Here is a 23171-nt window from a genome sequence, read left to right as displayed (position 1 = left end):
AGATGGAAGGAGAAGGTAACGTGGCTGAACAGGAGAAGAAAGTACAGGAACCAGATTTAAACCAGTTAAGAAAGGTCCGTCGCGAGAAACTGGCAGATCTTCAGGCAAATGGAAAAGATCCATTCCTGATTACAAAGTATGACGTGACCGCTCACGCAGCAGAGATCAAAGATAACTACGAAACGATGGAAGGAAAGCAGGTATCCGTAGCCGGACGTATCATGCAGAAGCGCGTGATGGGCAAGGCTTCTTTCTGCAATATCCTTGACCAGAGCGGAAATATCCAGTCTTATGTTGCAAGAGACAGCGTTGGGGAGGATTCATATAAAGACTTCAAGAAATTGGATATCGGAGATATCGTAGGAATTGAAGGAGAAGTGTTCAAGACGAAGACTGGAGAGATCTCTATTCACGCGTCTGCTGTAAACCTGTTGTCCAAGAGCCTTCAGATTCTTCCGGAGAAATATCATGGCCTGACGAATACGGATATGCGCTATCGTCAGAGATATGTAGACTTGATTATGAACACGGAATCAAGAGATACGTTTATCAAGCGTTCCAGAATCGTAAGCGCGATCCGCAGATATCTGGATGGACAAGGCTTCCTGGAAGTAGAGACCCCGATGCTGGTAAGCAATGCGGGCGGCGCCGCTGCAAGGCCGTTTGAAACGCACTTCAATGCACTGGATGAGGACTTCAAACTTCGCATTTCTTTAGAGTTATACCTGAAGAGGCTGATCGTAGGCGGACTTGAGAGAGTGTATGAGATTGGCCGCGTGTTCCGTAACGAGGGATTGGATACCAGGCATAATCCGGAATTTACATTGATGGAACTGTACCAGGCATATACCGATTATAATGGAATGATGGATCTGACAGAGAACCTGTACCGCCATGTGGCGCAGGAGGTCTTAGGAACCACCATCATCACCTACAATGGCGTAGAGATGGATCTCGGAAAGCCATTCGAGAGAATTACGATGATAGATGCGGTTAAGAAATATGCAGGCGTTGACTGGAATGAAGTCAGCACATTGGAAGAAGCAAGAGCGCTGGCAGACAAGCATCATGTGGAGTATGAGGACAGGCATAAGAAGGGCGACATCTTAAGCCTCTTCTTTGAAGAGTTCGCAGAGGAACACCTGATCCAGCCGACATTCGTTATGGATCACCCAATCGAGATCTCCCCGCTCACCAAGAAAAAGCCGGAAGATCCGAACTATGTAGAGCGTTTCGAATTCTTCATGAATGGCTGGGAGATGGCAAATGCTTACTCAGAACTTAATGACCCGATCGATCAGAGAGAACGTTTCAAGGCGCAGGAAGAACTGCTGGCGCAAGGCGATGAAGAGGCCAACACGACGGACGAAGACTTCCTGAATGCACTGGAGATCGGTATGCCACCTACAGGCGGCATAGGATTCGGCATTGACAGAATGTGCATGCTGATGACAGATTCAGCGGCCATCAGAGACGTGCTGCTATTCCCGACAATGAAGAGCATGGGCACTGCAAAGAATGAAGCTAACAATGCTGCACAGTCTGCTCCGGTTGAAAAAACAGTGGAGAAAGCAATCGCTGAAGTGAAAGAAACATACGATTTCTCTAATGTAGAAGTGGAACCATTATTCAAAGATATGGTTGATTTTGACACATTCAGCAAGTCAGATTTCCGTGCTGTAAAGGTAAAAGAATGTGAAGCAGTTCCAAAATCTAAGAAGCTTCTGAAGTTCGTATTAGACGACGGAAGTGGCGAAGATCGTGTGATTTTAAGCGGAATTCACGATTATTACGAGCCAGAATTCTTAGTAGGAAAGACATTGCTTGCAATCACAAACCTTCCACCACGTAAGATGATGGGAATTGATTCTTGCGGTATGATCATCTCCGCTACACACCTTGTAGAAGGAAAAGAAGGACTGAATGTTCTGATCTTGGATGACAAGATTCCGGCAGGAGCAAAACTGTACTAAGTGAGTAAAAAACTTCGTAATTTGACAACAAAAATTTTCTTTGACAACAATTTGACAACAAATTTGTATTCCAACATGAATCATCATGAAGAATGGTGATTAGTTGTCAGTAATACTACTCCAACAATATGGATTGTTGAGGGCACTTTTTGAAAGAAAAATCTTTCAGAGAGCGCCCTTTTTTATTCATTAACAATGTTCGTTGTGGTCGAATTAAAAGGTGAAAGGGGAAACAGATTTGAAAACAGAAAATATGTACTATAACCAACAGAAGCGCTCAGAGGTAAAAGAAGAAGCACGTCGACTTAGAAGAAAATTTCTTCGTTATCAACAAGCAGAAATCGTATATAGCCTGTCACATAAAAAGTTGATGGAACTTGCGAATGATGCGGGTGCGATTTACAGAATGGATGGAATCGTTTTGATAAACAGAGATATCTTTGATGAATATCTTGAACGATTTCATGAAAAATAAGATGACAAAATCGGAGAAAGGAATTTACTTGAGATGCATGGAAAGGTATGGATGTTTTCTAATCTTATTGATGATGAAGATATAGAATTTATGCAACATGAATTTATAAGTTATAAACAAGCTATGGATTATTATGAGCTTGGATATAAGCCAATCGTAGGTGTTAGTAGATAGCAAAGACGATAGAACAACCTTTTGTGTCCGCCTGCCAAGTTATAATTGCATAGAAGAATGTGAAAACTAAAATGAAAAATATCGATTGCAGATGATATTGAATGAGTCTTGTGAAAATGGCCGTAGCCCATAAGGAAATATCATAAAACTTATGACTTACACCAGGTAAACGGGAAAAACAAAAAGTGCTATGCAAAAGGTTCGCTGATTGTATGGCATTTTTTCTTTTCAAAATAGCAAATATGAGTTTTTCAGCTTTCCAATGGAACGCGCAGCCATTGCCACCGGCAATAATCTCAGGGGTTTGGGGATATGTCACCAACAAGCATTTAGCAGGAATTCCGGGAACGGGATTTCTGCTAAATACGCAATCTTACGTAAGATTGCATTGCTTGCCAATTTTATCCCGAATTCGGGATAAAATTGGTTATACCGAAAGTCAGATTATCCCGAATACTTCAAAGGAAGCCAGCAATAGAGGCATTTCTTAGAGAAATATTCGGGATAACTTTTTTGATATTTACACGGTCAGCTTTGTCGAATCTTCAGCTTAAGGAAAATAATTCGGGATAATCTTGGGCGCATCATAGACCATAAAGACGTTTGAGGATTTCATCATCGCTGACGGTGTAATTGACAGGCTCCGCTTCAAGGAAAGGATCAGAAGCCATTGCCTCCGTGATTGCTTTTCTTTTGGCCTCAGTATCTGCGTGTGCGTAAATCAGCGTTGTTTCAAGTTGCTTGTGTCCGAGCCATTGGGAGATTAAAGTTAAATCCATGCCGTGCTGGTATAGGTGCATGGCTCTCGTATGTCTCCACAAATGGGGATGGACATTCAGGGGAACATCCGGGCATTTCTCTCTTGCAGACGCAGCATATTTCTGAATTCTAAGTCTCACTGTATCATCGCACATGGCATTACGGTTTCCTTTGCGTTCTACATAAAAGAGCCATTCAGATGACAGCCATGTTTCACCCGGATGGAATACTTTCATGTAATTCTGCAAATGTTTTACGGTATCTTTCATTAGCGGAACGCTCCTGGTTTTCTTTCCTTTTCCGTGGAGTGTTACGGTTGGCGTCCTGTCAACCTTAATGTCGCAGATTTTCACATCAAGAACTTCCTGGATACGCGCCCCGGTATCATACAGAAAAATCATCAGGAACTGATCCCGCACGCCTATCTCTGTTTTGGTGTCCGGCTCTGCAAGAAGCGCTTTTACAGCTTCTTCCGACATATAATCCACTTTCGCAAACCGTTCATTTTTCTGGATTCCGATAGTTGTCAGTTCGCTTGCTACGCTGATATATTCCGGGCGGCAGGCTGCGGCATAGGAAACAAATGCTCGGAGAGCTGCCAGCCTGTTGTTGCGCGTAGCAGGCGTGGCGTTCTTTTCCACGGAAAGCCAGTCAAGATACGCGTTCACTGTTTTATATGTGACCATCCCAAATGTAACGGATAGTACGGAGATGTTTTTTCGTCCGGCTGTATATTTGAGGAACTGATTCAGTGCTGTCCTGTAAGCCTTTACGGTATTGCCGCTTGCTTTCCTCTGGTTCGGCAGGTAAACCAGCAGGAAATCCCGCAAAAGCGTGAATAATTGCTCATCTTTTACTTTTCCCATAATTCCACCCGTGGAATCAGATGATTCATGCTTTCCCAGTCAATCCCTGCCGATTTTATCAGATTTTCCGGGAGAAGATGGATGTAATAAGCCGTCGCTTCTAGGCTTTTGTGCCCCATGTATGTCTGTAAGTAAGGCAGACGGGAACTGAGGTCTTTCTTTTCGTCAAGCCACCGGTTCAAAACCGCAGTAGCAAATCGATGACGAAGGTCGTATACTCTTACTGAGGGAAGAAGGTCTTTGGGAACATCCTGTTTCGACAAGGCAAAAAATCTCTTAAACTTTCCCTGCATCCATCCGGCGGAGTAGGGCTCGCCGGATGGCGAGGGAAAGAAAAATTCGCTTTCAGGAAACGCCGCGTCACGGACAGTCGCATAGGATTTTGCCAGGGAATTCATTTCATCTGACATGACGATGTTGCGGCTTTTATGCTTCTTCGTTTCAATGATACGCAGTTCCCCTGTGTTCAGGTCTACTTCATTTCTCTTAAGTTTCCTGCCCTCATTCGGGCGCAACCCACAGGTATAAGTCATACGGAAGTAAGTGCTGAGCAAGAGCGGGCGGAAAGGCTCTTTTGGATATTTGTATGTATCAACCTCCCGGAAAAGCTTCGCTAGTTCATTGTCCCCAAACAGGTACGGGACAAAAACCGTCCCACCAGCGGTGAACTTATCTGGCAGGATATAAGCGTTCTTTCCAATGGATTTCAGGTAAATACCGAATCCCCGGATGAAAGCGGCCCGGCTGTGGATCACATGGTTGGATTCCCCCGGATCAGGTTTCAGCCAGCTCAGGACAATCCCTTCTGTCAGATCTCCGGTTCCTGCGTATTTTGTGGCACAATACCGGTCAAACTGACGTGTCCTCCCCAAATAAGTGTTTTCGGAATAACCGAGGGATATTTTCAGGTCAATCAGATGATTCAGGTCATCCGCAAACATACTGGTAAATCCACGGTTCATAGCAGATTCCTCCTTTCCAACGGGATGTCCCTGAAATCAAGTGCACACTCTTTCAAGTTCCTTGTATCGAGCGAAAGGTACTGACGCAAAGATTTCAGGTCGTCATGTCCGAGTATCTGTGCAATCGTTGTGAGGGATGTGCCTGTAACGAGCAGTTTCTTGGCGAGACGCCTGCGGAGACCGTGGAACCCTTTCCCGTCAAATGCATGTCTGGCAATGCCCGCTTTCTTCTGGTATTGCTGGAACATACTCCCGATACAGACTGCATTGGCAATAGCTGTTTTTGGGGCAACAGCCCTCAGGAATACTTCCGGGCAGTCGGAAACAGGACGCGCATTTAGTATATAATCCTGCAGGGCCGATCCGACCTGATTTACTAGAGGAACATAGACGGTTCTCCCCGTCTTTTTCTGACACAGCCTGATCTCGCCTTTTCTCCAGTCAATGTCGGAAAGTTTCAGACGGATAAGGTCACAGGCACGAAGGCCGGTTGTCGCAGCCATGAGGATAATAGCACGGTCCCTTTTGCCCATATCGCTTTCAGTATCGATTACTGCAAGGATGCGCTCCAGTTCTTCATCCGTCACATAACCCTGTATCGGCATATCCCGGTAAACTTTATAGGAAAACAGACCGGTACAGTCCGGTGCCGGTATTCCTGTCTCTTTCAGAAAGATATGGAAATGTTTAAGATAGAGAAGGATATTGTGCAGACTGGATGTTTTGACCTCCGCCGCAGTCTTTAAGATAAATTTCCTTACCTCATCGACAGAGACATGTTCCAGCGTTTCATGTCCGAGCTTTTCAAAATGAAAAAGGTATCTGCGGACCACCCATACCACATCATCACGCGTATTCGGACCATAGTTCTTATAATCCAGAAAACGGTCAATCAGCCGTTCATTTTCTGCCTTGATCAGATATTTCGTTCCGTGCTTCGGCATCTTAAGATGGATCGTCCCCGTCAGATAAAACTCATTCAGGCGGTTTGCGGCAGATCGGATATTTCTGTAATGATAGTCCGAGATTTCGTTTCTGGACACTCTCTCTTTCTGGAATCCCACATATTCATTTGTGATTTCGGGATCGTAGAAAGAGATTCCCTTTTTACCGTAGTAGATTGCAAACGCCCTCAGCCCCGGCTGGATGTTTGTCCATATACTGGATTCGCTGTAGCCGAGCCTTCTGGCTTCTGCAACCATCCGGGCAATCATTTCATTGATGGTTACTTTGTTCTCACTCATGGCAAATGCCTCCTTTGGTATAGTCAGGGAAATCCCTGCTGATACCATTATCAGCAAAAGGCTCTATGGAGGCTATAAAATTGTGCCAAATTAAAAAAATGTTTATATTATCACTAATGGATAAAATCAGCAATCAATCGACTGAATAAGTTTTGTTTACAGAATTTATAGCACCTTTGGATAAGTAACTTCATTTATCGACTCTGTTTTTTATCGCCCTGAATTCTGCTTTTATAATTAAGCGTCAAGTGGTACAATACAAATTAAATACTATATGTTACAAAAAGCATCATTAGGGGGAAAACAAATGGAAACGCGAACATTTGAAGATGTTAAAAAATATGTCGAGTGGCAATCTCAAGGAAAATGTACGGTATTGAGTGCAAAGACAGAGCAACATTTTAATGACTTAGGTGTTGATGTATATGTTTGGAATGTTAAAACCGATACAGATGGAGATTGGTGGGTGGTAGAAGGTGATAATGTACCAATGAACCTATACCCTCAAAGCGCATACTACTTTGGAGCTGATGAAGCATATTCTTTCCACATGGGGTTAATGCAAAGAATGAGTAGAAGCCAAGAAGATTATAATCCAGAGGATTTTATAAATGGTGTTACTCTCGGTGCAGAGATTGCTCCACAGCTTTTTCGGAAACTAAAAAATATCGCCGCATTGATTGACACAGCTAAAGAAATCGAAGATTTTCAATCGATAGGCGTTCAGTGCAGGGAAACACTGATTGAACTTGGCAATCACCTTTATAATCCTATGATGGCTGGCAATGAGGATCAACCTCAGGCATCGAATTTTAAGCGTAAGTGTGAACTGTTCATTAAATTTTATTTAAGAGGATCAGAAAATTCAGACTACCGCAACATCATCAAAAAGCTAACGGAAGCCACATGGGACTATGCTAACAAAATAACGCATTCACGGAGTGCTACATACTACGAAGTATCAACTTGCACCACACTGTGTATCTCTCTTGTTGGCGTCTATGAAAATATTCTCCAGAAAGTTTTCGACCCTCTCTCACAATACCATTGTTCGGAATGCCAAAGTAAAAAACTAAGCATTTCTGGCGATGATTCAGATGAAGATGGAATAGTTCAAAAACTATATCTACATTGTGAAGAATGTGGTGCAACAACACAGATTGCTTTTGAAAAAAATGATGAAAATAGTCCCACCTATATTACGGGTAAAGTTATTAAATAAGAAGTAAAAATAGAAACCCCAGACTATTATATTAAAATGGTAGTATGGGATTTCTGTTTTTTAGAAGTATATTTTTGCCATATACTTGATATACGGCTGCTTATATCGGAACGAGGAAACATTAAGGAGATTTTACAGTTTGTGATACAAAGAAAAATTATCCCGAATTGTTTTGTCTAAACCGAAAATCCCCGGAAACCAATAGTGTAAATATCAAAAAAGTTATCCCGAATATTTCTCTAAGAAATGCCTCTATTGCTGGCTTCCTTTGAAGTATTCGGGATAATCTGACTTTCGGTATAACCGGCTTGATGGCTTTGTCAATGAAATTCGATTTTCCCAGGCGCTCAATTTACTTTCGCTATGCGGTTTTTCTGTACTCTAATGGCAACAGTCCAGTGCTTTTGCGGAATAATTCCGCAAATCGGCTTGAAGTGGAATATCCTACTGTTTGAGCAACTTATCCTACGGTCAACTCAGTGTATGCCGTCTTTATGACCGTCAGGCATTTAATTGAGACAGACGCTATTACGAGCGTGTGCAGGAAACAGGTACATATCTGGATACCGTAGCAGCGTCCACCGATCAGGCAGAACCGAAAACAGTACAGGATTTCCTGGCTCATATTGAAAATCAGGAATTGTATCATGTGCTGATCACAGTGGACAGGCTTACCCTCAGATCGTTCTGATGAAGATCCAGGGGTATAGCACTCATGAAATAGCCAGGTATCTGAAGATTACCGAAAAGGCGGTTTGCAGGCGCATGGACAGGCTGAAAGAAAAGTGAAAAAGATCTTTGAATAATCTATGATAATCATAAAGCAGGGTGTGTGAACAAACTCCGCCCTGCTTATCATTTATTAGAAAAAATAAAACTGTTGTCAAAACCAGTATTTAAAAATTTTATCAGTAATAAAGTGCAGAATGATGTTTGGATTGCTGTTTTTATGCAACTATTTCCTGTTGCTCTTGACAAAATCTTTTTTAGAGATTAAAATTATAACAGCGTTATATAGCGCTGTTATATAGGAGGTGTGCAAAATAAACGGAAATGGAACGACTTTAGAAAATATCCACCGGGCAGCGAAAGCGGAATTTTTAGAAAAAGGATATAAAGACGCTTCCCTGCGGAATATTGTGAAATCCGTGGGAATGACTACCGGAGCCTTTTACGGATATTATAAAAGTAAAGAAGAACTTTTTGAAGCCATCGTTGGTGAGCATTACGAATATATTCTCAACCGTTTTATAAAGGCACAGCAGGAGTTTGCCGAACTACCAGCTGCCAGGCAGCCGGAAGTCATGAGTGAAATTTCGGGGCTTTGCATGGATGATATTCTCCATTATGCGTATGAGCATTTAGAGGAATGTAAACTGATCCTTGTCTGTTCGGAAGGAACAAAATTTGACGGGCTAATTGATGAAATGGTGGAGATTGAAGTGGAAGGGACTCATGCCTATCAGGAGGTTTTAAGGAAGCTTGGAAGGCCCTCTCCGCATATCGATCTTTCCTTGGAGCATATTCTGATCACCGGAATGTTTCATACTTTTTTTGAATTGATCATCCACGAAATGCCGCTCAAAGATGCCGAAAACTATGTCAGAGAAATGCGCGCCTTTTATACGGCGGGATGGATGAAAATTATGGGGCAGTAATGCCTTATAATTTTTACCTGATAGTTAGCCACAACTAACATGAATTTGGATATTGTAAGAACACAACGATGTTCTCTTTATCATAAACACAAAGAAAAGGAGGAATTTTTTTGAAAAAACAATCCAATTTATCACGCCTGCTGGAAATTGCAGGCAGCCATAAGTACCTGACCTATGCTTCCTGGGTGCTTTCTGCCATCAGTGCCCTGATTGCCCTGGTGCCGTTCTATTACATCTGGAAAATGATCAAGGAAGTACTGGAGGTGACACCGAATTTCAGCCAGGCGCAAGAACTTCCCCAAAACGGTTGGATGGCAGTGCTGTTTGCAGTCATTGGGGTACTTGTCTACATAGCCGGGCTTATGTGCTCCCATAAAGGTGCATTTCGGATTGCCACAAACTTACGCATCCAGACCATGGAGCATATTGTTAAGCTGCCCCTTGGGTTTGCCGAGAGTTTTGGCAGCGGAAAACTGCGCAAAATCGTCAACGAATCCAGCGCAGCTACTGAAACCTATCTTGCTCACCAGCTTCCTGACAGAGCCAATGCCATCGCAACTCCATGCGGTCTTTTGGTGCTGTTGTTTGCATTTGACTGGAGACTGGGGTTATTGAGCCTTGTTCCGGTTGTGCTGGGTTTTCTGATCATGATGACAATGACCGGAAAGCAGATGCAGGAAAGGATGAAAGAATATCAGAATGCGCTGGATGATATGTCCAATGAAGCGGTAGAGTATGTCCGCGGTATTCCGGTAGTAAAAACCTTTGGCCAGACTATCTTTTCCTTTAAGAAGTTTAAAGACTCCATTGACCGCTATAAAGTATGGGTAATCGCCTATACCAGGCAGCTTCGGATACCGATGATGTTCTATACAGCTGCGATCAACGGAGTTTTTGCCACACTGATTGCCGGAGGACTGTTGCTTACACAAGACGGTGTGACTTCCGGTTTCTTACTGGATCTCATTTTCTATATCATTATTACGCCGGTTATTTCTGTTACACTGACACGCATCATGTTCCAAAGTGAAAATGCCATGATCGTAGACGATGCTTTACAGAGAATTGACAGCGTTTTGAATTTGAAGCCTCTGGAGGAAACCAAACACCCAATGCACCCGCAAAATGCTTCCGTGGAACTGAAATCGGTTTGTTTCAGCTATGATGGAGAAAAAGAAGTATTAAAAGATATTTCACTCACCATTCCTGAAGGACGAACCGTAGCTTTTGTAGGCCTGTCCGGCGGTGGTAAAACAACCCTTGCCAACCTGGTTTCCCGCTTCTTTGATCCCCAGAGCGGAATGGTAAAAATCGGTGGTGTCAATGTGAAAGACATCCCGAAAGAGGAACTTATGAATACGGTGTCTTTCGTATTTCAGAACAGCCGTCTGATCAAGGCGTCCATTCTGGAAAATGTGCGTATGGGGAAACCGGAAGCTACCCGTGAGGAAGTTCTGACTGCCCTTCATCACGCACAATGCGATGATATTCTGGAAAAACTCCCACAGGGTGCGGATACGGTCATCGGTACAAAGGGTGTCTATCTTTCCGGCGGCGAGCAGCAGCGGATTGCCATTGCCCGTGTGATGCTGAAAAATGCACCGATCATCATTCTGGATGAAGCCACTGCCTTTGCTGACCCGGATAACGAAAGCCGCGTACAGGCTGCTTTCTCAAAACTTTCCGAGGGAAAGACGGTGATTATGATTGCCCATAGGCTTTCTACCGTAACAAATGTGGATCAGATTTTTGTCATTCAGGACGGACGGGTTGCCGAGTGCGGAAACAGCCGCGAATTGCTTGCAAAAGACGGCATTTTCAGCCGTATGTGGAAAAATTACCAGACTTCCGTGCAATGGAAGGTAACAAAGGAGGTGCAGTGATATGATCAAAAAACTGCAGAAAAAATATGCCCTGTCTGAACAGGGAGCAAAAGACCTGATCAAAGGCTGCCTGGCCTGTGTTCTTCAAAATCTGTCTTTTATGTTCCCGGTAGGACTTTTATATTACATGGTTGGCGATTTGATGAACGGAGGTGTTCCCAGTGAGAAAATTCCATTTTATGTGGCAGGCTGCGTGGTGTGTATTGGCCTGATTCTGCTGACAACTTTCTTTCAATACAATGCGACCTACTTTGCCACCTACAAAGAAAGCGGTATCCGCCGCATTACTCTGGCAGAGCATCTGCGCAAAATCCCTCTTTCCTTTTTCGGAAAAAAGGATTTAGCCGATCTTACCAGTACGATTATGGCGGACTGTACCTTCCTGGAACAGAGTTTTTCGCATTTTATCCCTGAGCTTGCGGGTTCAATCATTTCTACGGTTCTGATTTCCATCGGTCTGCTCTTTACGGACTGGAGAATGGCACTGGCTGCTTTATGGGTTCTGCCGGTTGCCTTTGCGATTGTGGGATTTTCCGCAAAGATTCAGGAAAATCTGAATCAGAAAGCGATGGATGTGAAGATGGCCTGCGCAGACGGGATACAGGAGTGTATTGAAACGGTTCGTGACCTGAAAGCAAATAATGCGGAGCAGGCATATTTAAAAGGGCTGGAAAAGAAGATCCGTGCCGTGGAGCATCGTTCCATCCTCAATGAATTTGGTCTTGCTGCTTTTGTGGTTTCCGCATCACTGGTGCTGAAGCTTGGTATTGCAACGGTTGCGCTGGTAGGAGCTGTTCTGCTCATGCAAGGAAGCCTCTCCGTGCTTACATTCTTTATGTTCCTTCTGGTAGTATCCCGTTTATATGACCCTCTGCAGGGCGCACTCCAGAATCTTGCGGCAGTCATCAGTACACGAACCAATATTGCCCGTATGAATGAGATTCTCGATCATCCGATCCAGCAAGGCAGTGACAGGCTTTCTAATCAGGGGTATGATATTGTCTTTGACCATGTTGGGTTTGCCTACAATACCGGAGAAACTGTATTGAAAGATGTTTTCTTTACGGCAAAGCAGGGAGAGGTTACGGCTTTGGTCGGCCCATCCGGCGGCGGAAAAACAACCGTATCCAGGCTGGCTGCAAGGTTCTGGGATATTAACAGAGGAAAGATTACCGTGGGAGGGATGGATGTATCCCGAATAGACCCGGAAACACTGCTTTCTCTGTATTCCATCGTATTCCAGGATGTTACGCTGTTTGACAATACGATTCTGGAAAATATCCGAATCGGAAACAAAGACGCCACAGATGAACAGGTCATTGCTGCTGCGAAACTTGCCAATGTGGATGAATTTGCGGAAAAACTGCCGGATGGATGGCATACTAATATCGGGGAAAATGGCTGTGAACTTTCCGGCGGAGAGCGCCAGCGTATCTCTATTGCCCGTGCATTTCTGAAAAATGCGCCGATCATTCTTTTAGATGAAGCTACTGCTTCCCTGGATGTGGAGAATGAAACTCTGATACAGACAGCCCTTTCCCGTCTGATTGAAGATAAAACCGTTCTGGTTATCGCCCACAGGATGCGTACTGTAGCCGGAGCAGATAAGATCGTTGTCCTTTCTGATGGCACCGTGGCAGAAGAAGGATCACCAAAGGATCTGGCAGAGAAAAATGGTGTGTATGCCCATATGGTAAAACTGCAGACAGAAAGCCAGAATTGGAAACTTTCGTAAATAGGCAAAAAGGAGGACTGGTTATGCAAAAATTAGGCGTTGTGGAGGATACCCTGTTTATCCCTATGCTGGGAAGAATCTACGCCAGTGAGCATTGTCCGCAAGTTTTATATGATAAAAAAGCATTGGAATTGAAAAAAAAGCTGCCTTCAGACTTGATCGAACAGAATATGCAGAATCAGTATACCCTCTTGGCCTCTGCTTCCCGGTCTGCCAATATGGATCGGTTTATTCGGTCTTTTCTGGAACGCAGACCGGACGGTGTGATTGTCCAGCTGGGCTGTGGCCTGGAGACAACCTATCACCGATGTGATAACGGAAAGACACACTGGTATGCCGTGGATCTGCCTCATGTGATCGAATACCGGCGAGGACTTCTTTCCGAACCGGAGCGGGAATTTTATATTTCCGGGGATGCCTTTGTGAAGGACTGGATCATAAAAGTTCGCAATGATGTACTTGATGCTCCTGTTCTCGTTACTGCAGGCGGGTTGTTTCATTATTTTGAGGAAAATAAGGTCATTGCCCTTCTGCGTATGATTGGGCAATTTGGAAATATGGAAGTTGTTTTTGATACGGTAAACAAGAGAGGCATGACCATGATGAAGAAAAAATATATGAAACAGGTCGGCCATGCCGAGGCGCAGATGTTCTTTTATGTAGATTCGGCGGAAGAGCTGGCAGCAAAGATCGGAGGTAATGTGAAGGTAGTTAGTGAGGAACCATACTATCGTTACATCCCTAAAAACGGCTTAAAGCTGTCCACAAAGGTTAGTATGGCGGTTTCTGATCGGTTCTGCATGGTGAAGATGATACAGTTGAAATTATAGATACTTTTGCGTGGAAAAGAAAAGAGGTGAAATCTTGTTATAACATGTAATAATTGTTACCTCAATCAACTCTACAATGATTTGCTTTCCAATGAATTAGAGCGAGGATGTATTACTCAAATAAAAATTAAGCACGGGGTGATTCTTTCTAATTGATAACTAAACTACCCAAAAAACTATTATATAATTAGTTTATATCAACTGATAGGGGGGTGGAAGTGAGCATGAGTGAACTCCATAAACCAGAATGGTATGGGGAATATGCTGTAATTAAAAATAAGTATAATGATTATGTTCAAGTAGAGTATAAATGCAATGGAACAGGAAGCCTATATGACTATGCCCTTTTCCCTGGTATTGACTTGATTTTTATGGATTTTAATTGTTCAGATATTTTCCATGAGCCTATTCCTAATAAGAATATCATTGAAATCCGTCATTACCAAAAAGGACGTGTTGAGTTTGAGCTAAGAAATAACAAAGTTTTCCACATGAAAGAAGGAGAATTTTGCATCAATGCTCTTGCAAATATTCCTGCGGCATATTCTTTTCCCTTTGGATATAGTGTTGGATTGAGCTGTGTGATTGATAAAGATTCTGTGGATGCGAAAACAAAACAAATTTTTTCTTACTACAACATTGATGTTCTAGAACTTGGGCGAGAATTGGAATTAGAAAAAAATTGGTTTTTATGTCGAACACCACAGCGATTGTTGCATATCTTCGATGAATTGTACGCTGCAAAAGGTATTGAAGGGAGAGATTACTTCCGTATTAAATTATTGGAATTGTTTTACCATATCAAACAACTGCGGATTGAAGATCAGTATGAAGCAACATATTATGCCAAGGAACAAATTGAAATCATCAAGCGTATCCGGCAACAACTTATAGAAAACCTCGACAAAAAAATATCCATAGAAGAACTCTTGCAAAGAGAGCCAATGAGCAAAGTCACATTTCAGGCTATTTTCAAACAGATTTATGGCGACACCCCCTATGCGCATATCAAAAATTACAAAATGAATCTTGCGGCTGTTTATTTGCAGGAAACAGATCAATCCATCACGCAAATAGCTGGTGAACTTGGATATTCAAATATTAGTAAGTTTGCGAGAGCTTTTCAAGAAGTGTTTGGACTGCTTCCAAAGGATTATCGTAAAGCAAAAAAATCGAATTAACTTTTGGGCTGTTTTCAGGGCTCATCTTTTCCTTTGGAGTAGTTAGCGGATGCGAACTTTTGTAAAATAGTGGTGCGGTTAGTTATTGCTAATCACACCACTATTTTATTTTAGGAGGGTTCTGGAATGGAACAAACGGTAAAGAAAAAAATTGGCATTCGAGATATTATGACGATTGCCGCAATGATGGTCATCAATTTTGCGATTGCAATGGTGATTGGTATGGTTACATTGCCTTTCCCAGTAGTATATTTGTACGGTTCTGCTGGAATTGATGCATTTATCGGAGCAACCTTTTATTTGGTTGCGGCAAATCGCATCAACAAACACGGATTGTTGTTTGCATGGGCTACGGTTTATGGACTAATCCAAGGCGTTATGGGTTATATGTTCTTGGTTCCCTATTTCTTGATTGTAGCCCTCATTGCTGAGCTATGCATGGTTGGCAAGAATACATACCGAAGCGCAGTTCGCAACCGGATTGGCTGGATGGTCAACTCAATCGGAAATTTTGTAGGCTGTGCTGTACCGTTATGGTGGTCTTGGGACAGTTATCAGGAAATGGCAGCAAGCAGCGGTTTTGATGCAAATACTCTGAACATGCAGCTCTCTATGGTGACTTCTCCGGCACTGATGCTTCTGGGGGTTGTCATTACTGCGGTTCTTGCCATTCTCGGTACATTGTTCGGCCAGCGGTTGCTCAGAAAGCATTTCCAAAAAGCAGGCATTGTAGGATGATGGTCAAAGAAAAAAAGCAAAGACGGACTGATCAGATCGACGGGCGTACGGTTCTTTTCCTGACGCTGTGCGCCTGCATCATGACCTTTCTTGCAACAAGTTTTTTAGGGCATGGGATTTTTACCTTTTGGATTTTTTTGATCCTTTGCTGGTTCGGCTTATATAAACAGGCTTTGGGATGTTTTGCGGTCTATTTAGTGGCGATTGTCTGGCTGATGATCGAAACAAAGTATCAGTTCAGCATTCCCTCTCCGCTACTACTCAGCATGATTTACAAGCTGTTACTCCCCGCTATGCCAGCCTATCTTCTGGCTAAAATCCCGTCCGGGAAGTTGACAGCCAGCCTGCGGAAAATGCCGATCCCTACCCGTATCATGCTTGTATTAATTGTCATGCTCCGTTTTGCTCCGACTGTGCTGCATGAATTTGGAGAAGTCAAAGAAGCCATGAAAATTCGTGGCTTCTTAAAATCGGTTGGCAATGTTTTGAGGCATCCAATGGACACATTGGAATATGCCATTGTTCCGATGGTGTTCCGCTCCTTAAAGATCGCGGACGAGTTAGCCGCTTCTGCCATAGTCAGGGGAATTGAAAGCCCCTACAAGAAAGAAAGCTACTATGTCAGTCGGATTGCTACGCTGGATTGCTTTTTGATTGTTGTAAGCGTGGGAGTTGCTGTGTTTTGCTATCTTTTGTAGGAGGAATGGAATGGGAAAAGAAATTATGATCCGTGACCTGACCTTTTCCTATGGCGGGAACGGAAATCAACTGGAACATATATCATTAGATATTGCCGCCGGAGAGATCATTGTTATAACCGGCCCATCAGGAAGTGGAAAAAGCTCTTTGACGAGGGTGATTAATGGGCTGATCCCCTACTTTTACGAGGGGGAATTAAGCGGTGAGGTTTTTGTGAATGGGAAACCGCTGAAAAAAATTCCGTCCTGGGAGCGTGGCAAAATCGTAGGGAATGTATTTCAAGACCCCAGGAGCCAGTTTTTTGCCAATGAGGTCGCCGGTGAGGTTGCTTTTGGCTGTGAGAACTACGGTTATTCCCATGAGGAAATTCAGAACCATGTTCACCGAGCGGCGGCGGACATCAAGATTCAGGATATCCTGGATCATAGTCTGCACAGTCTGTCTTATGGGATGCGCCAGAAGGTTGCGATTGCATCGGCAGAGGCGATCGACCCGGAAATCTATGTCATGGATGAACCATCCGCCAATCTGGATATTGCATCTACTTATCGCTTTGCAGACATTATCCGCAATCTGAAACAGCAGGGAAAAACCATTATCATTGCGGAGCACCGGCTTTATTATCTGATGGATCTGGCAGACCGTTTCCTGTGTGTGCAGAAAGGAAAAATTGTGCGGGAATTTACCGCACCGCAGATGAAGGCTCTGACTAATCAGGAAATCCAGACATTGGGGCTTCGCACTCCTGATCTGCATCAGATTGAGCAGACGGAAATCCCGTCTGTGGCAACCAACGAGGTAGTCTTGGAAGTAAAAAAACTGAACCACTCTTTTGGTGAAACGATTGTAGCTGAGGATATTGACTTTCAATGTCATCAGGGAGAAGTGATTGCCCTGATTGGCCCCAACGGAACGGGCAAAAGCACCATAGGGCGAATCTTGGCAGGGCTTTTGAAAGAAAAATCCGGCGAAGTCGTTTTATTCGGAAAGCATTGCAGACCCAAAGGCCGCTTGGGAAAGGTCTGGTACATTCCCCAGGATTTAGACAGCCAGCTTTTTGGTGAAGATTTGCTGGATGAACTGACTACCGGCGCAGAGGTAAGCCCAGATCGGAAGCAGGCGGCAGAAGAAATTTTGGACGCACTGGAACTGAAACCGTTCATCAAACAGCATCCCTCTACGCTGTCAGGAGGGCAAAAGCAGCGGCTGGCTCTTGGCGTAGCCCTAATGCACGAAGCGCCTATTATCATACTTGACGAACCTACAAGTGGGCTGGACGGTACAAATATGCGAAATGTCAGCCGGATGATCCGCAAACTGGCGAAGATGGGGCGCACCATTATCGTCATTACCCATGACGCGGAGTGTGCGCTTGCCTGCTGTGAGCGGGCTATACGCCTTGAAAACGGCTGCATTACCGATGATTTTCAAATCAGAGGAGCAGATCTTCTTTTAGAAAAAATTGGGTATAACCAAAAGGAGGGTTAGAAATGGCACAGCAAAATAAGAAGCAGCCGAAGGCTAAAACCGGGCTGGCACGCTGCCTGGAATTGGCTTCAGGTCATAAAGGACTTGTGTTTCTATCAGGTTTTTTGGCTGCAATGGCTGCAATTTGTTCTTTTGTACCTTATTTATCAATTTATTATATCATTCGGGAAATCCTGTTTATTTACCCGGATATGTCGCTCTTGAATGTTTCTACAATCTCAACCTGGGGCTGGCTTGCCCTTGCTGGTATTTTGGGGAACATCGTATTTTACTTTTTTGCCCTATTATGTTCCCACATTGCAGCGTTTGGAACGCTTTATGAATTGAAGGTGGCCTTTGCCGATCACATCATGCACATTCCCCTTGGGTATCATTTGACCTTGGGCAGCGGCAAGCTGAGAAAAATCATGGACGAAAACATTGAAAGCGTTGAGAAATTTATTGCTCACCAGCTCCCGGATTTTGTCGCCTCTTTGGTTGCGCCGCTTGTTCTGGTCATTATTCTTCTTGGGATTGACTGGCGGTATGGTGTGGTTTGTATGGTCGGTATTATTCTGGCTTTCATCGTTCAGTTTGCGGGCTTCAATGGCGAAGCAAAGGAAAAAATGCACCGCTTTCAGACCGCCCAGGAGAACATGAACAGCGCCTCTGTGGAATATGTGCGCGGTATGCCGGAGATCAAAGCATTTAATCAGACCGCAGATTCTTTTAAGAGGTTGAGCAAATCCATTACGGACTATACCTCTTTCGTGCTGGAGTACGCATTGGGCTGGCAAAATTGTATGCCTGCATTTACCACAATCATCAACAATATTTATCTGTTTTTAATCCCGGTGGGTGTTCTGATCGGGATGCACACTACGAATTTCAGAGAGTATTCGTTGACATTCATTTTCTACCTGATTATTGTCCATGCAATTTCCGGCATCCTGAATAAGATCATGTTTATCTCGGAGTCCTTTACGCAGATTGATGGCAGTGTAGAGCGCATGGATGAAATCTTGCGTATCCCGGTCTTGCCGGAAAAGAATACGACGACTGAAATCCAAAACTATGATATTACTTTTCAGGATGTCAGTTTTTCTTATGAAGCTGATTCCCAGATCAAGGCCCTGTCTCATGTCTCTTTCCTTGCGCCTCAGGGCAAGGTAACAGCCGTTGTTGGTCCTTCCGGTGGCGGTAAGAGTACCATAGCCAACCTGATCTCCCGATTTTATGATGTGACGGATGGAAGTATTCAAATCGGCGGCGTTGACATTCGGGACATTCCGCTGGATGCGCTGATGGATAAGGTCAGCTTTGTATTTCAGGATACATTCCTCTTTAAGCAGAGCATCCTGGACAACATCCGCATGGGAAATCCAGATGCTACGGAGGAACAGGTGATTGCGGCGGCAAAGGCGGCAAGATGCCACGAATTTATTGATCAGCTTCCAAATGGTTATCAGACTGTGATTGGAAGCACCGGCGTCCATCTCTCTGGAGGTGAGCGCCAGCGGATTGCTATTGCAAGGGCTATCGTAAAGGATGCCCCCATCATTGTACTGGACGAGGCAACTGCATTCAGCGACCCGGAAAATGAGTACCTGATTCAAAAAGCCTTTGAAAAGCTAATTCAGAATAAAACGGTTGTAATGATTGCCCATCGTCTGTCTACGATTCGTAACGCTGACCAGATTCTTGTTATGGAAAAAGGATGCCTGATTGAATCCGGCACCCATGACGAGTTGCTGAAGAAGGGCGGAAAATACGCGCAGATGTGGAGCAGCTATACGGAGTCAATCAACTGGAAAATTAGCACAGGAAAGGCGGTGTGATCTATGAGTAAGCTGAAAGTTAAGTTAATGCTGTCGGAGAAAGGCTACTCCGACCTAAAAAAAGCAATTACAGCCTGCACGATAACCAATATTGCGCTGCTACTTCCTTCAATGGTAGCCTGCCTGCTCTTTTGGGAGCTACTGAAGCCGTTTACCGGAGAAGCAATTTCGTGGGGCTCACTGTGGAAACTGCTGGGTCTGGGAGTAGTAGCTGCTATTCTGGTATTTCTGGCTGCAAAAAATGATTATAGGAAAACCTATATTGCTTCATACAAGGAGGCCAGCACGACCAGACTTCGGATCGCGGAGCATCTTCGTAAGCTCCCCATGAGTTTCTTTAACACGAAGGATTTGTCCGACATTACCACAAACATGATGGCGGATTGCAGCAGCATGGAATCCATGCTCAGCAGTACTATTCCACCGCTGATTGCAAATATTATCTCCGTCACCCTAACCTGTATTTGTCTGGCGTTTTTTGACTGGAGAATGGCCCTTGCGATTTTCTGCACGATGCCGGTTACATTCCTCATCATCTGGTGCGGACGCAAGCTACAACTTCGTCTGTTTGATAAACAAGTGGATGTGAAATTGGAGGCGTCCAGCCAGATTCAGGAATATCTGGAAGGTATCAAAATCATCAAATCCTGCGGCCTTGGCGGTTCCCGTTTCTCCACGCTGGATAAAGCACTCCAGGCCATGCGAAAAATTGCCATCAAGGTGGAACTGGCCTCCGGCATTCTGGTTCAGGGAGCCAGCCTGATCCTGCAAGCGGGGCTTGGCATCACCATTTTTATTGGAACGGTGCTGATAACCGGCGGCGAGATTGAGTTGCTTCCTCTATTGGTTCTGCTCATGTTCTCCACGCAGATTTACGGCCCGATCCTTGCCATTCTTTCGCAGTTGACTTCTCTGTTCCACTTAGGAACTGTCACCAACCGTATGCGTACTCTGCTGACCACGCCCGCTATGGAGGGCGAAGATAAGGATGTATCCAAGTATGACATTGAACTGAAAAATGTCACTTTCGGATATAACCGTGACGATGTTATCAAGGATGTGTCTTTCTCTATTCCCGCTGGCAGCATAACAGCCCTGGTAGGACCTTCCGGCAGTGGAAAGAGTACGATTTCCAAACTGATTGCCCGCTTTTGGGATGTAAGAAAAGGCCAGATTACCATTGGTGGTATAGATGTCAGAACCATTGAACCGGAACACCTAATGCGCTGTATGTCTTTTGTATTTCAGGATGTGACATTGTTCAACGATACTGTTTTTAATAATATCCGCGTAGGCAACATGAACGCTACCAAGGAGCAGGTCATGGCAGCGGCAAAGGCGGCGTACTGTGACGAATTTATCCAGCGATTGCCGGACGGTTATCAGACTGTCCTTGGTGAAAACGGCAGCACTCTTTCCGGCGGTGAGCGTCAGCGGATTTCCATTGCTCGCGCTCTGCTGAAAGATGCCCCTATCATTCTTCTGGACGAGGCAACAGCATCTCTTGACCCGGAGAACGAGGTTTTAATCCAGCGGGCCATTGCAAAACTGGTGGAGGGCAAGACGGTCATTATGATCGCTCACCGGCTCCGTACTGTTGTGGATGCCGATCAGATCATCGTTTTGGAAGATGGCAAACTGGCCGAGCTGGGGCCACATGAGGAATTGATGAAAAAGAAAGGGCTGTACGAAAAACTATATCATATTCAGCAGGAAAGCCTTGGTTGGGCGATATAGCTCTAAAAAGGGGGTTCTATGAAACTTCATGCGTCCGGGGAGGACTATCTGGAAACCATCCTTGTTATCCATAAGAAAATGGGTATGGTGCGCTCCGTAGATGTTTCCCGGCACATGGGAGTGTCAAAACCGAGTGTTTGTGTGGCGGTCAACACCCTGAAAGACGGCGGCTTTCTCACGATAGACGAAGGCTATTTTCTGTACCTGACCGATATAGACCGTGAGGTTGCCGAAAAGATTTATGAACGTGATTGCTTCTTTACAGAACAGCTTATCGCAGCAGGCGTTGATCCCAAAACTGCAGAGGTCGATGCCTGCCGGATGGAACATGTGATCAGTAATGAAAGTTTTAATGGATAGAGAAACAAGAATATTTTTCTCTTGACAAAACTAAAGTCATAAAGTAAAATTTGGTTAGTAATAACTAACTAAAAACGATTTTTAGAAATTTTGGAGGAGGTGTATATGAGGAATGATGCGATTCTATTATTGGTACATGTTGTCTATGCAGTATTGGTTTCGGCAGCGATATTCGGGCTGTGTGTTTTGGTTAAGTCGTTATGTCGTAAGTTTTTGAGAAAATGGGAAAACAAAAATTTTTTGAATAATAGTTAGTCGCAACTAATAATATTTCGATAATATTCTAATAATGTAACAAGGAGAGGAGAAAAGATGTCAGATGAAATGATTGTACGGTATTGTTCTCCTACTTTGGCAAATATAAAAACAGCAAATCTGTTTTCCTGTTTATACAGTTCCAAACAAACGGTAATTCATGAGATAAGGAGCATAAATCAAAAATTAGTGCCAAAAGGGATCAGGGTTCTGCCCATCCATATGTCAAAACGTAGAGTTCTGATTTATGTATATCGTCCGGAAAGACTTAAAAGAGATTTGTCGGACAAAACGGTTCGGACTTTTTTGGAAACTAGAGGGTATCAATGTGATAATTTTGTATGCTGTATCAACAGATTGATTATGAAACTTCGTGAAGAACCGGATTTTCCGCACGAGATTGGATTATTTCTGGGGTATCCTCTGGAGGATGTCAAGAGTTTTATAGAAAATAAGGCTGACTGCTCTAAATGCTCCGGGTGTTGGAAAGTATATGGGAATGAACAGGAAGCGTTAAAGCTTTTTGAAAAATATCAGAAATGTGCAGGTACATATTACGCACAATGGAAAAAAGGAATGACTATTGAACGGCTTGCCGTGAATAGTTAAATATTTATCTACAAAGAAAGGATGGTAGCAGCAATGGGTAAAATTGCAGTAGTTTATTGGAGTGGAACAGGAAATACGGAGACTATGGCAAATGCAGTTCTGGAAGGAGCAAAAGGCAAGGGGGCTGATGCTGTTTTGTTTACTTCTGCAGAATTTGATGTTTCGATGATGGATGCTTATGATGCGGTTGCATTTGGCTGCCCGGCTATGGGAGATGAAGTGCTTGAAGAAAGCGAATTTGAGCCTATGTTTTCTTCCTGTGAATCGAAGCTTTCCGGGAAAAAGATTGCCTTGTTTGGATCCTATGGATGGGGAGACGGAGAGTGGATGAGAGAATGGGAGACGAATTGTAAACAAGCGGGTGCTGTATTAGCTTGTGAAAGTGTGATCTGTAATGAAATGCCCGATGACGAGGGAATACAGTCTTGTAGAACATTGGGAGAGATGCTGGCTGGTTAGATTATAAGGAAAGCTGCTGTCTAACGTGTGAGACTGTGAGAGTGGAT

20 protein-coding genes and 1 pseudogene are annotated in these 23171 nt (G+C 43.9%); 17 read left to right on the top strand and 4 right to left on the bottom strand.

Features of this window, described 5'->3' with window-relative positions; all coding sequences use genetic code 11:
• Positions 1 to 2 precede the first annotated feature (2 nt).
• From lysS to HDCHBGLK_RS04410, 3 genes are all read left to right on the top strand, one after another.
• Positions 3 to 1973: a lysine--tRNA ligase gene (lysS, locus tag HDCHBGLK_RS04420; protein ID WP_004606501.1), complete on the top strand. Its 1971-nt coding sequence runs from the start codon at positions 3 to 5 to the stop codon at positions 1971 to 1973.
• A gap of 238 nt (positions 1974 to 2211) precedes the next feature.
• Positions 2212 to 2448, top strand: coding sequence for a DUF6462 family protein (locus tag HDCHBGLK_RS04415; protein ID WP_039909624.1), 237 nt, complete (start codon positions 2212 to 2214; stop codon positions 2446 to 2448).
• A gap of 33 nt (positions 2449 to 2481) precedes the next feature.
• On the top strand, positions 2482 to 2622 hold the full coding sequence (locus HDCHBGLK_RS04410; protein WP_004606499.1) for a hypothetical protein: 141 nt from the start codon (positions 2482 to 2484) through the stop codon (positions 2620 to 2622).
• 584 nt (positions 2623 to 3206) lie between these two features.
• On the opposite strand, the gene HDCHBGLK_RS04405 is transcribed toward HDCHBGLK_RS04410, so the two are convergent.
• The 3 genes from HDCHBGLK_RS04405 to HDCHBGLK_RS04395 are packed head-to-tail and all read right to left on the bottom strand — an operon-like array spanning position 3207 to position 6453.
• Positions 3207 to 4247 carry a tyrosine-type recombinase/integrase gene (locus HDCHBGLK_RS04405; protein ID WP_004606495.1) on the bottom strand — a complete coding sequence of 347 codons (1041 nt, stop codon included), beginning with the start codon at positions 4245 to 4247 and terminating at the stop codon, positions 3207 to 3209.
• Entirely contained in the window at positions 4235 to 5209 is a 975-nt protein-coding gene (locus tag HDCHBGLK_RS04400) for a tyrosine-type recombinase/integrase (protein WP_004606494.1), read from the bottom strand. Before HDCHBGLK_RS04400 ends, HDCHBGLK_RS04405 begins: the two co-directional genes overlap by 13 nt.
• Positions 5206 to 6453 (bottom strand): site-specific integrase, encoded by a 1248-nt coding sequence (locus HDCHBGLK_RS04395; RefSeq protein WP_039909623.1) that lies wholly within the window; start codon positions 6451 to 6453, stop codon positions 5206 to 5208. Before HDCHBGLK_RS04395 ends, HDCHBGLK_RS04400 begins: the two co-directional genes overlap by 4 nt.
• Positions 6454 to 6760: 307 nt before the next feature.
• On the opposite strand from HDCHBGLK_RS04395, the gene HDCHBGLK_RS04390 reads away from it, so the two are divergent.
• Positions 6761 to 7675 carry a hypothetical protein gene (locus HDCHBGLK_RS04390; RefSeq protein ID WP_039909622.1) on the top strand — a complete coding sequence of 305 codons (915 nt, stop codon included), beginning with the start codon at positions 6761 to 6763 and terminating at the stop codon, positions 7673 to 7675.
• Positions 7676 to 8036: 361 nt separating this feature from the next.
• Here the strand turns inward: HDCHBGLK_RS04390 and HDCHBGLK_RS19950 are convergent.
• Positions 8037 to 8162: pseudogene (locus HDCHBGLK_RS19950) on the bottom strand (helix-turn-helix domain-containing protein); the annotation flags it as partial.
• Between the two features lie 547 nt (positions 8163 to 8709).
• Between HDCHBGLK_RS19950 and HDCHBGLK_RS04375 the strand changes: the two are divergent.
• The 13 genes from HDCHBGLK_RS04375 to HDCHBGLK_RS04315 all read left to right on the top strand — a co-directional run bounded on the left by HDCHBGLK_RS04375 (position 8710) and on the right by HDCHBGLK_RS04315 (position 23124).
• Positions 8710 to 9333, top strand: coding sequence for a TetR/AcrR family transcriptional regulator (locus HDCHBGLK_RS04375; protein ID WP_004606489.1), 624 nt, complete (start codon positions 8710 to 8712; stop codon positions 9331 to 9333).
• Between the two features lie 110 nt (positions 9334 to 9443).
• A complete protein-coding gene (locus HDCHBGLK_RS04370) occupies positions 9444 to 11216 on the top strand; it encodes an ABC transporter ATP-binding protein (protein ID WP_004606488.1) in 1773 nt (590 codons plus the stop codon).
• Position 11217: 1 nt separating this feature from the next.
• Entirely contained in the window at positions 11218 to 12951 is a 1734-nt protein-coding gene (locus HDCHBGLK_RS04365) for an ABC transporter ATP-binding protein (RefSeq protein ID WP_004606487.1), read from the top strand.
• A 23-nt stretch (positions 12952 to 12974) separates the two neighbouring features.
• Entirely contained in the window at positions 12975 to 13781 is an 807-nt protein-coding gene (locus tag HDCHBGLK_RS04360) for a class I SAM-dependent methyltransferase (RefSeq protein WP_039909621.1), read from the top strand.
• 224 nt (positions 13782 to 14005) lie between these two features.
• Positions 14006 to 14962: a helix-turn-helix domain-containing protein gene (locus tag HDCHBGLK_RS04355; protein WP_004606485.1), complete on the top strand. Its 957-nt coding sequence runs from the start codon at positions 14006 to 14008 to the stop codon at positions 14960 to 14962.
• Positions 14963 to 15088: 126 nt separating this feature from the next.
• Complete coding sequence (locus tag HDCHBGLK_RS04350) at positions 15089 to 15700, top strand: MptD family putative ECF transporter S component (RefSeq protein WP_004606484.1); 612 nt, start codon at positions 15089 to 15091, stop codon at positions 15698 to 15700.
• The gene (locus HDCHBGLK_RS04345) at positions 15697 to 16398 is read left to right on the top strand and encodes an energy-coupling factor transporter transmembrane component T (RefSeq protein ID WP_004606483.1); all 702 of its coding nucleotides are present in this window, start codon (positions 15697 to 15699) and stop codon (positions 16396 to 16398) included. The genes HDCHBGLK_RS04350 and HDCHBGLK_RS04345 overlap by 4 nt, the downstream gene beginning before the upstream one ends.
• 10 nt (positions 16399 to 16408) lie before the next feature.
• Entirely contained in the window at positions 16409 to 17887 is a 1479-nt protein-coding gene (locus tag HDCHBGLK_RS04340) for an ABC transporter ATP-binding protein (RefSeq protein ID WP_004606482.1), read from the top strand.
• 2 nt (positions 17888 to 17889) lie between these two features.
• Positions 17890 to 19704: an ABC transporter ATP-binding protein gene (locus HDCHBGLK_RS04335; protein ID WP_004606481.1), complete on the top strand. Its 1815-nt coding sequence runs from the start codon at positions 17890 to 17892 to the stop codon at positions 19702 to 19704.
• A 3-nt stretch (positions 19705 to 19707) separates the two neighbouring features.
• Complete coding sequence (locus HDCHBGLK_RS04330) at positions 19708 to 21441, top strand: ABC transporter ATP-binding protein (protein ID WP_004606480.1); 1734 nt, start codon at positions 19708 to 19710, stop codon at positions 21439 to 21441.
• Positions 21442 to 21459: 18 nt separating this feature from the next.
• Complete coding sequence (locus HDCHBGLK_RS04325) at positions 21460 to 21801, top strand: metal-dependent transcriptional regulator (protein ID WP_004606479.1); 342 nt, start codon at positions 21460 to 21462, stop codon at positions 21799 to 21801.
• Between the two features lie 312 nt (positions 21802 to 22113).
• Positions 22114 to 22665 (top strand): DUF3793 family protein, encoded by a 552-nt coding sequence (locus tag HDCHBGLK_RS04320; protein WP_004606478.1) that lies wholly within the window; start codon positions 22114 to 22116, stop codon positions 22663 to 22665.
• 33 nt (positions 22666 to 22698) lie between these two features.
• Complete coding sequence (locus tag HDCHBGLK_RS04315; protein ID WP_039909620.1) at positions 22699 to 23124, top strand: flavodoxin; 426 nt, start codon at positions 22699 to 22701, stop codon at positions 23122 to 23124.
• Positions 23125 to 23171: the final 47 nt, after the last annotated feature.

The organism is [Clostridium] scindens ATCC 35704, from assembly GCF_004295125.1.
GTDB lineage: Bacteria > Bacillota > Clostridia > Lachnospirales > Lachnospiraceae > Clostridium_AP > Clostridium_AP scindens.
Note: the sequence above shows the minus strand (reverse complement) of the source record. Positions and strands in the feature narration are given on the sequence as shown.

What these genes read in the sequence shown, in the direction of transcription:
- lysS (WP_004606501.1), top strand. Translation starts at nt 3, where the DNA reads ATGGAAGGAGAAGGTAACGTGGCTGAACAGGAGAAGAAAGTACAGGAA.
- HDCHBGLK_RS04410 (WP_004606499.1), top strand. Translation starts at nt 2,482, where the DNA reads ATGCATGGAAAGGTATGGATGTTTTCTAATCTTATTGATGATGAAGAT.
- HDCHBGLK_RS04405 (WP_004606495.1), bottom strand. Translation starts at nt 4,247, where the DNA reads ATGGGAAAAGTAAAAGATGAGCAATTATTCACGCTTTTGCGGGATTTC.
- HDCHBGLK_RS04400 (WP_004606494.1), bottom strand. Translation starts at nt 5,209, where the DNA reads ATGAACCGTGGATTTACCAGTATGTTTGCGGATGACCTGAATCATCTG.
- HDCHBGLK_RS04395 (WP_039909623.1), bottom strand. Translation starts at nt 6,453, where the DNA reads ATGAGTGAGAACAAAGTAACCATCAATGAAATGATTGCCCGGATGGTT.
- HDCHBGLK_RS04390 (WP_039909622.1), top strand. Translation starts at nt 6,761, where the DNA reads ATGGAAACGCGAACATTTGAAGATGTTAAAAAATATGTCGAGTGGCAA.
- HDCHBGLK_RS04365 (WP_004606487.1), top strand. Translation starts at nt 11,218, where the DNA reads ATGATCAAAAAACTGCAGAAAAAATATGCCCTGTCTGAACAGGGAGCA.
- HDCHBGLK_RS04360 (WP_039909621.1), top strand. Translation starts at nt 12,975, where the DNA reads ATGCAAAAATTAGGCGTTGTGGAGGATACCCTGTTTATCCCTATGCTG.
- HDCHBGLK_RS04355 (WP_004606485.1), top strand. Translation starts at nt 14,006, where the DNA reads ATGAGTGAACTCCATAAACCAGAATGGTATGGGGAATATGCTGTAATT.
- HDCHBGLK_RS04350 (WP_004606484.1), top strand. Translation starts at nt 15,089, where the DNA reads ATGGAACAAACGGTAAAGAAAAAAATTGGCATTCGAGATATTATGACG.
- HDCHBGLK_RS04345 (WP_004606483.1), top strand. Translation starts at nt 15,697, where the DNA reads ATGATGGTCAAAGAAAAAAAGCAAAGACGGACTGATCAGATCGACGGG.
- HDCHBGLK_RS04340 (WP_004606482.1), top strand. Translation starts at nt 16,409, where the DNA reads ATGGGAAAAGAAATTATGATCCGTGACCTGACCTTTTCCTATGGCGGG.
- HDCHBGLK_RS04335 (WP_004606481.1), top strand. Translation starts at nt 17,890, where the DNA reads ATGGCACAGCAAAATAAGAAGCAGCCGAAGGCTAAAACCGGGCTGGCA.
- HDCHBGLK_RS04330 (WP_004606480.1), top strand. Translation starts at nt 19,708, where the DNA reads ATGAGTAAGCTGAAAGTTAAGTTAATGCTGTCGGAGAAAGGCTACTCC.
- HDCHBGLK_RS04325 (WP_004606479.1), top strand. Translation starts at nt 21,460, where the DNA reads ATGAAACTTCATGCGTCCGGGGAGGACTATCTGGAAACCATCCTTGTT.
- HDCHBGLK_RS04320 (WP_004606478.1), top strand. Translation starts at nt 22,114, where the DNA reads ATGTCAGATGAAATGATTGTACGGTATTGTTCTCCTACTTTGGCAAAT.
- HDCHBGLK_RS04315 (WP_039909620.1), top strand. Translation starts at nt 22,699, where the DNA reads ATGGGTAAAATTGCAGTAGTTTATTGGAGTGGAACAGGAAATACGGAG.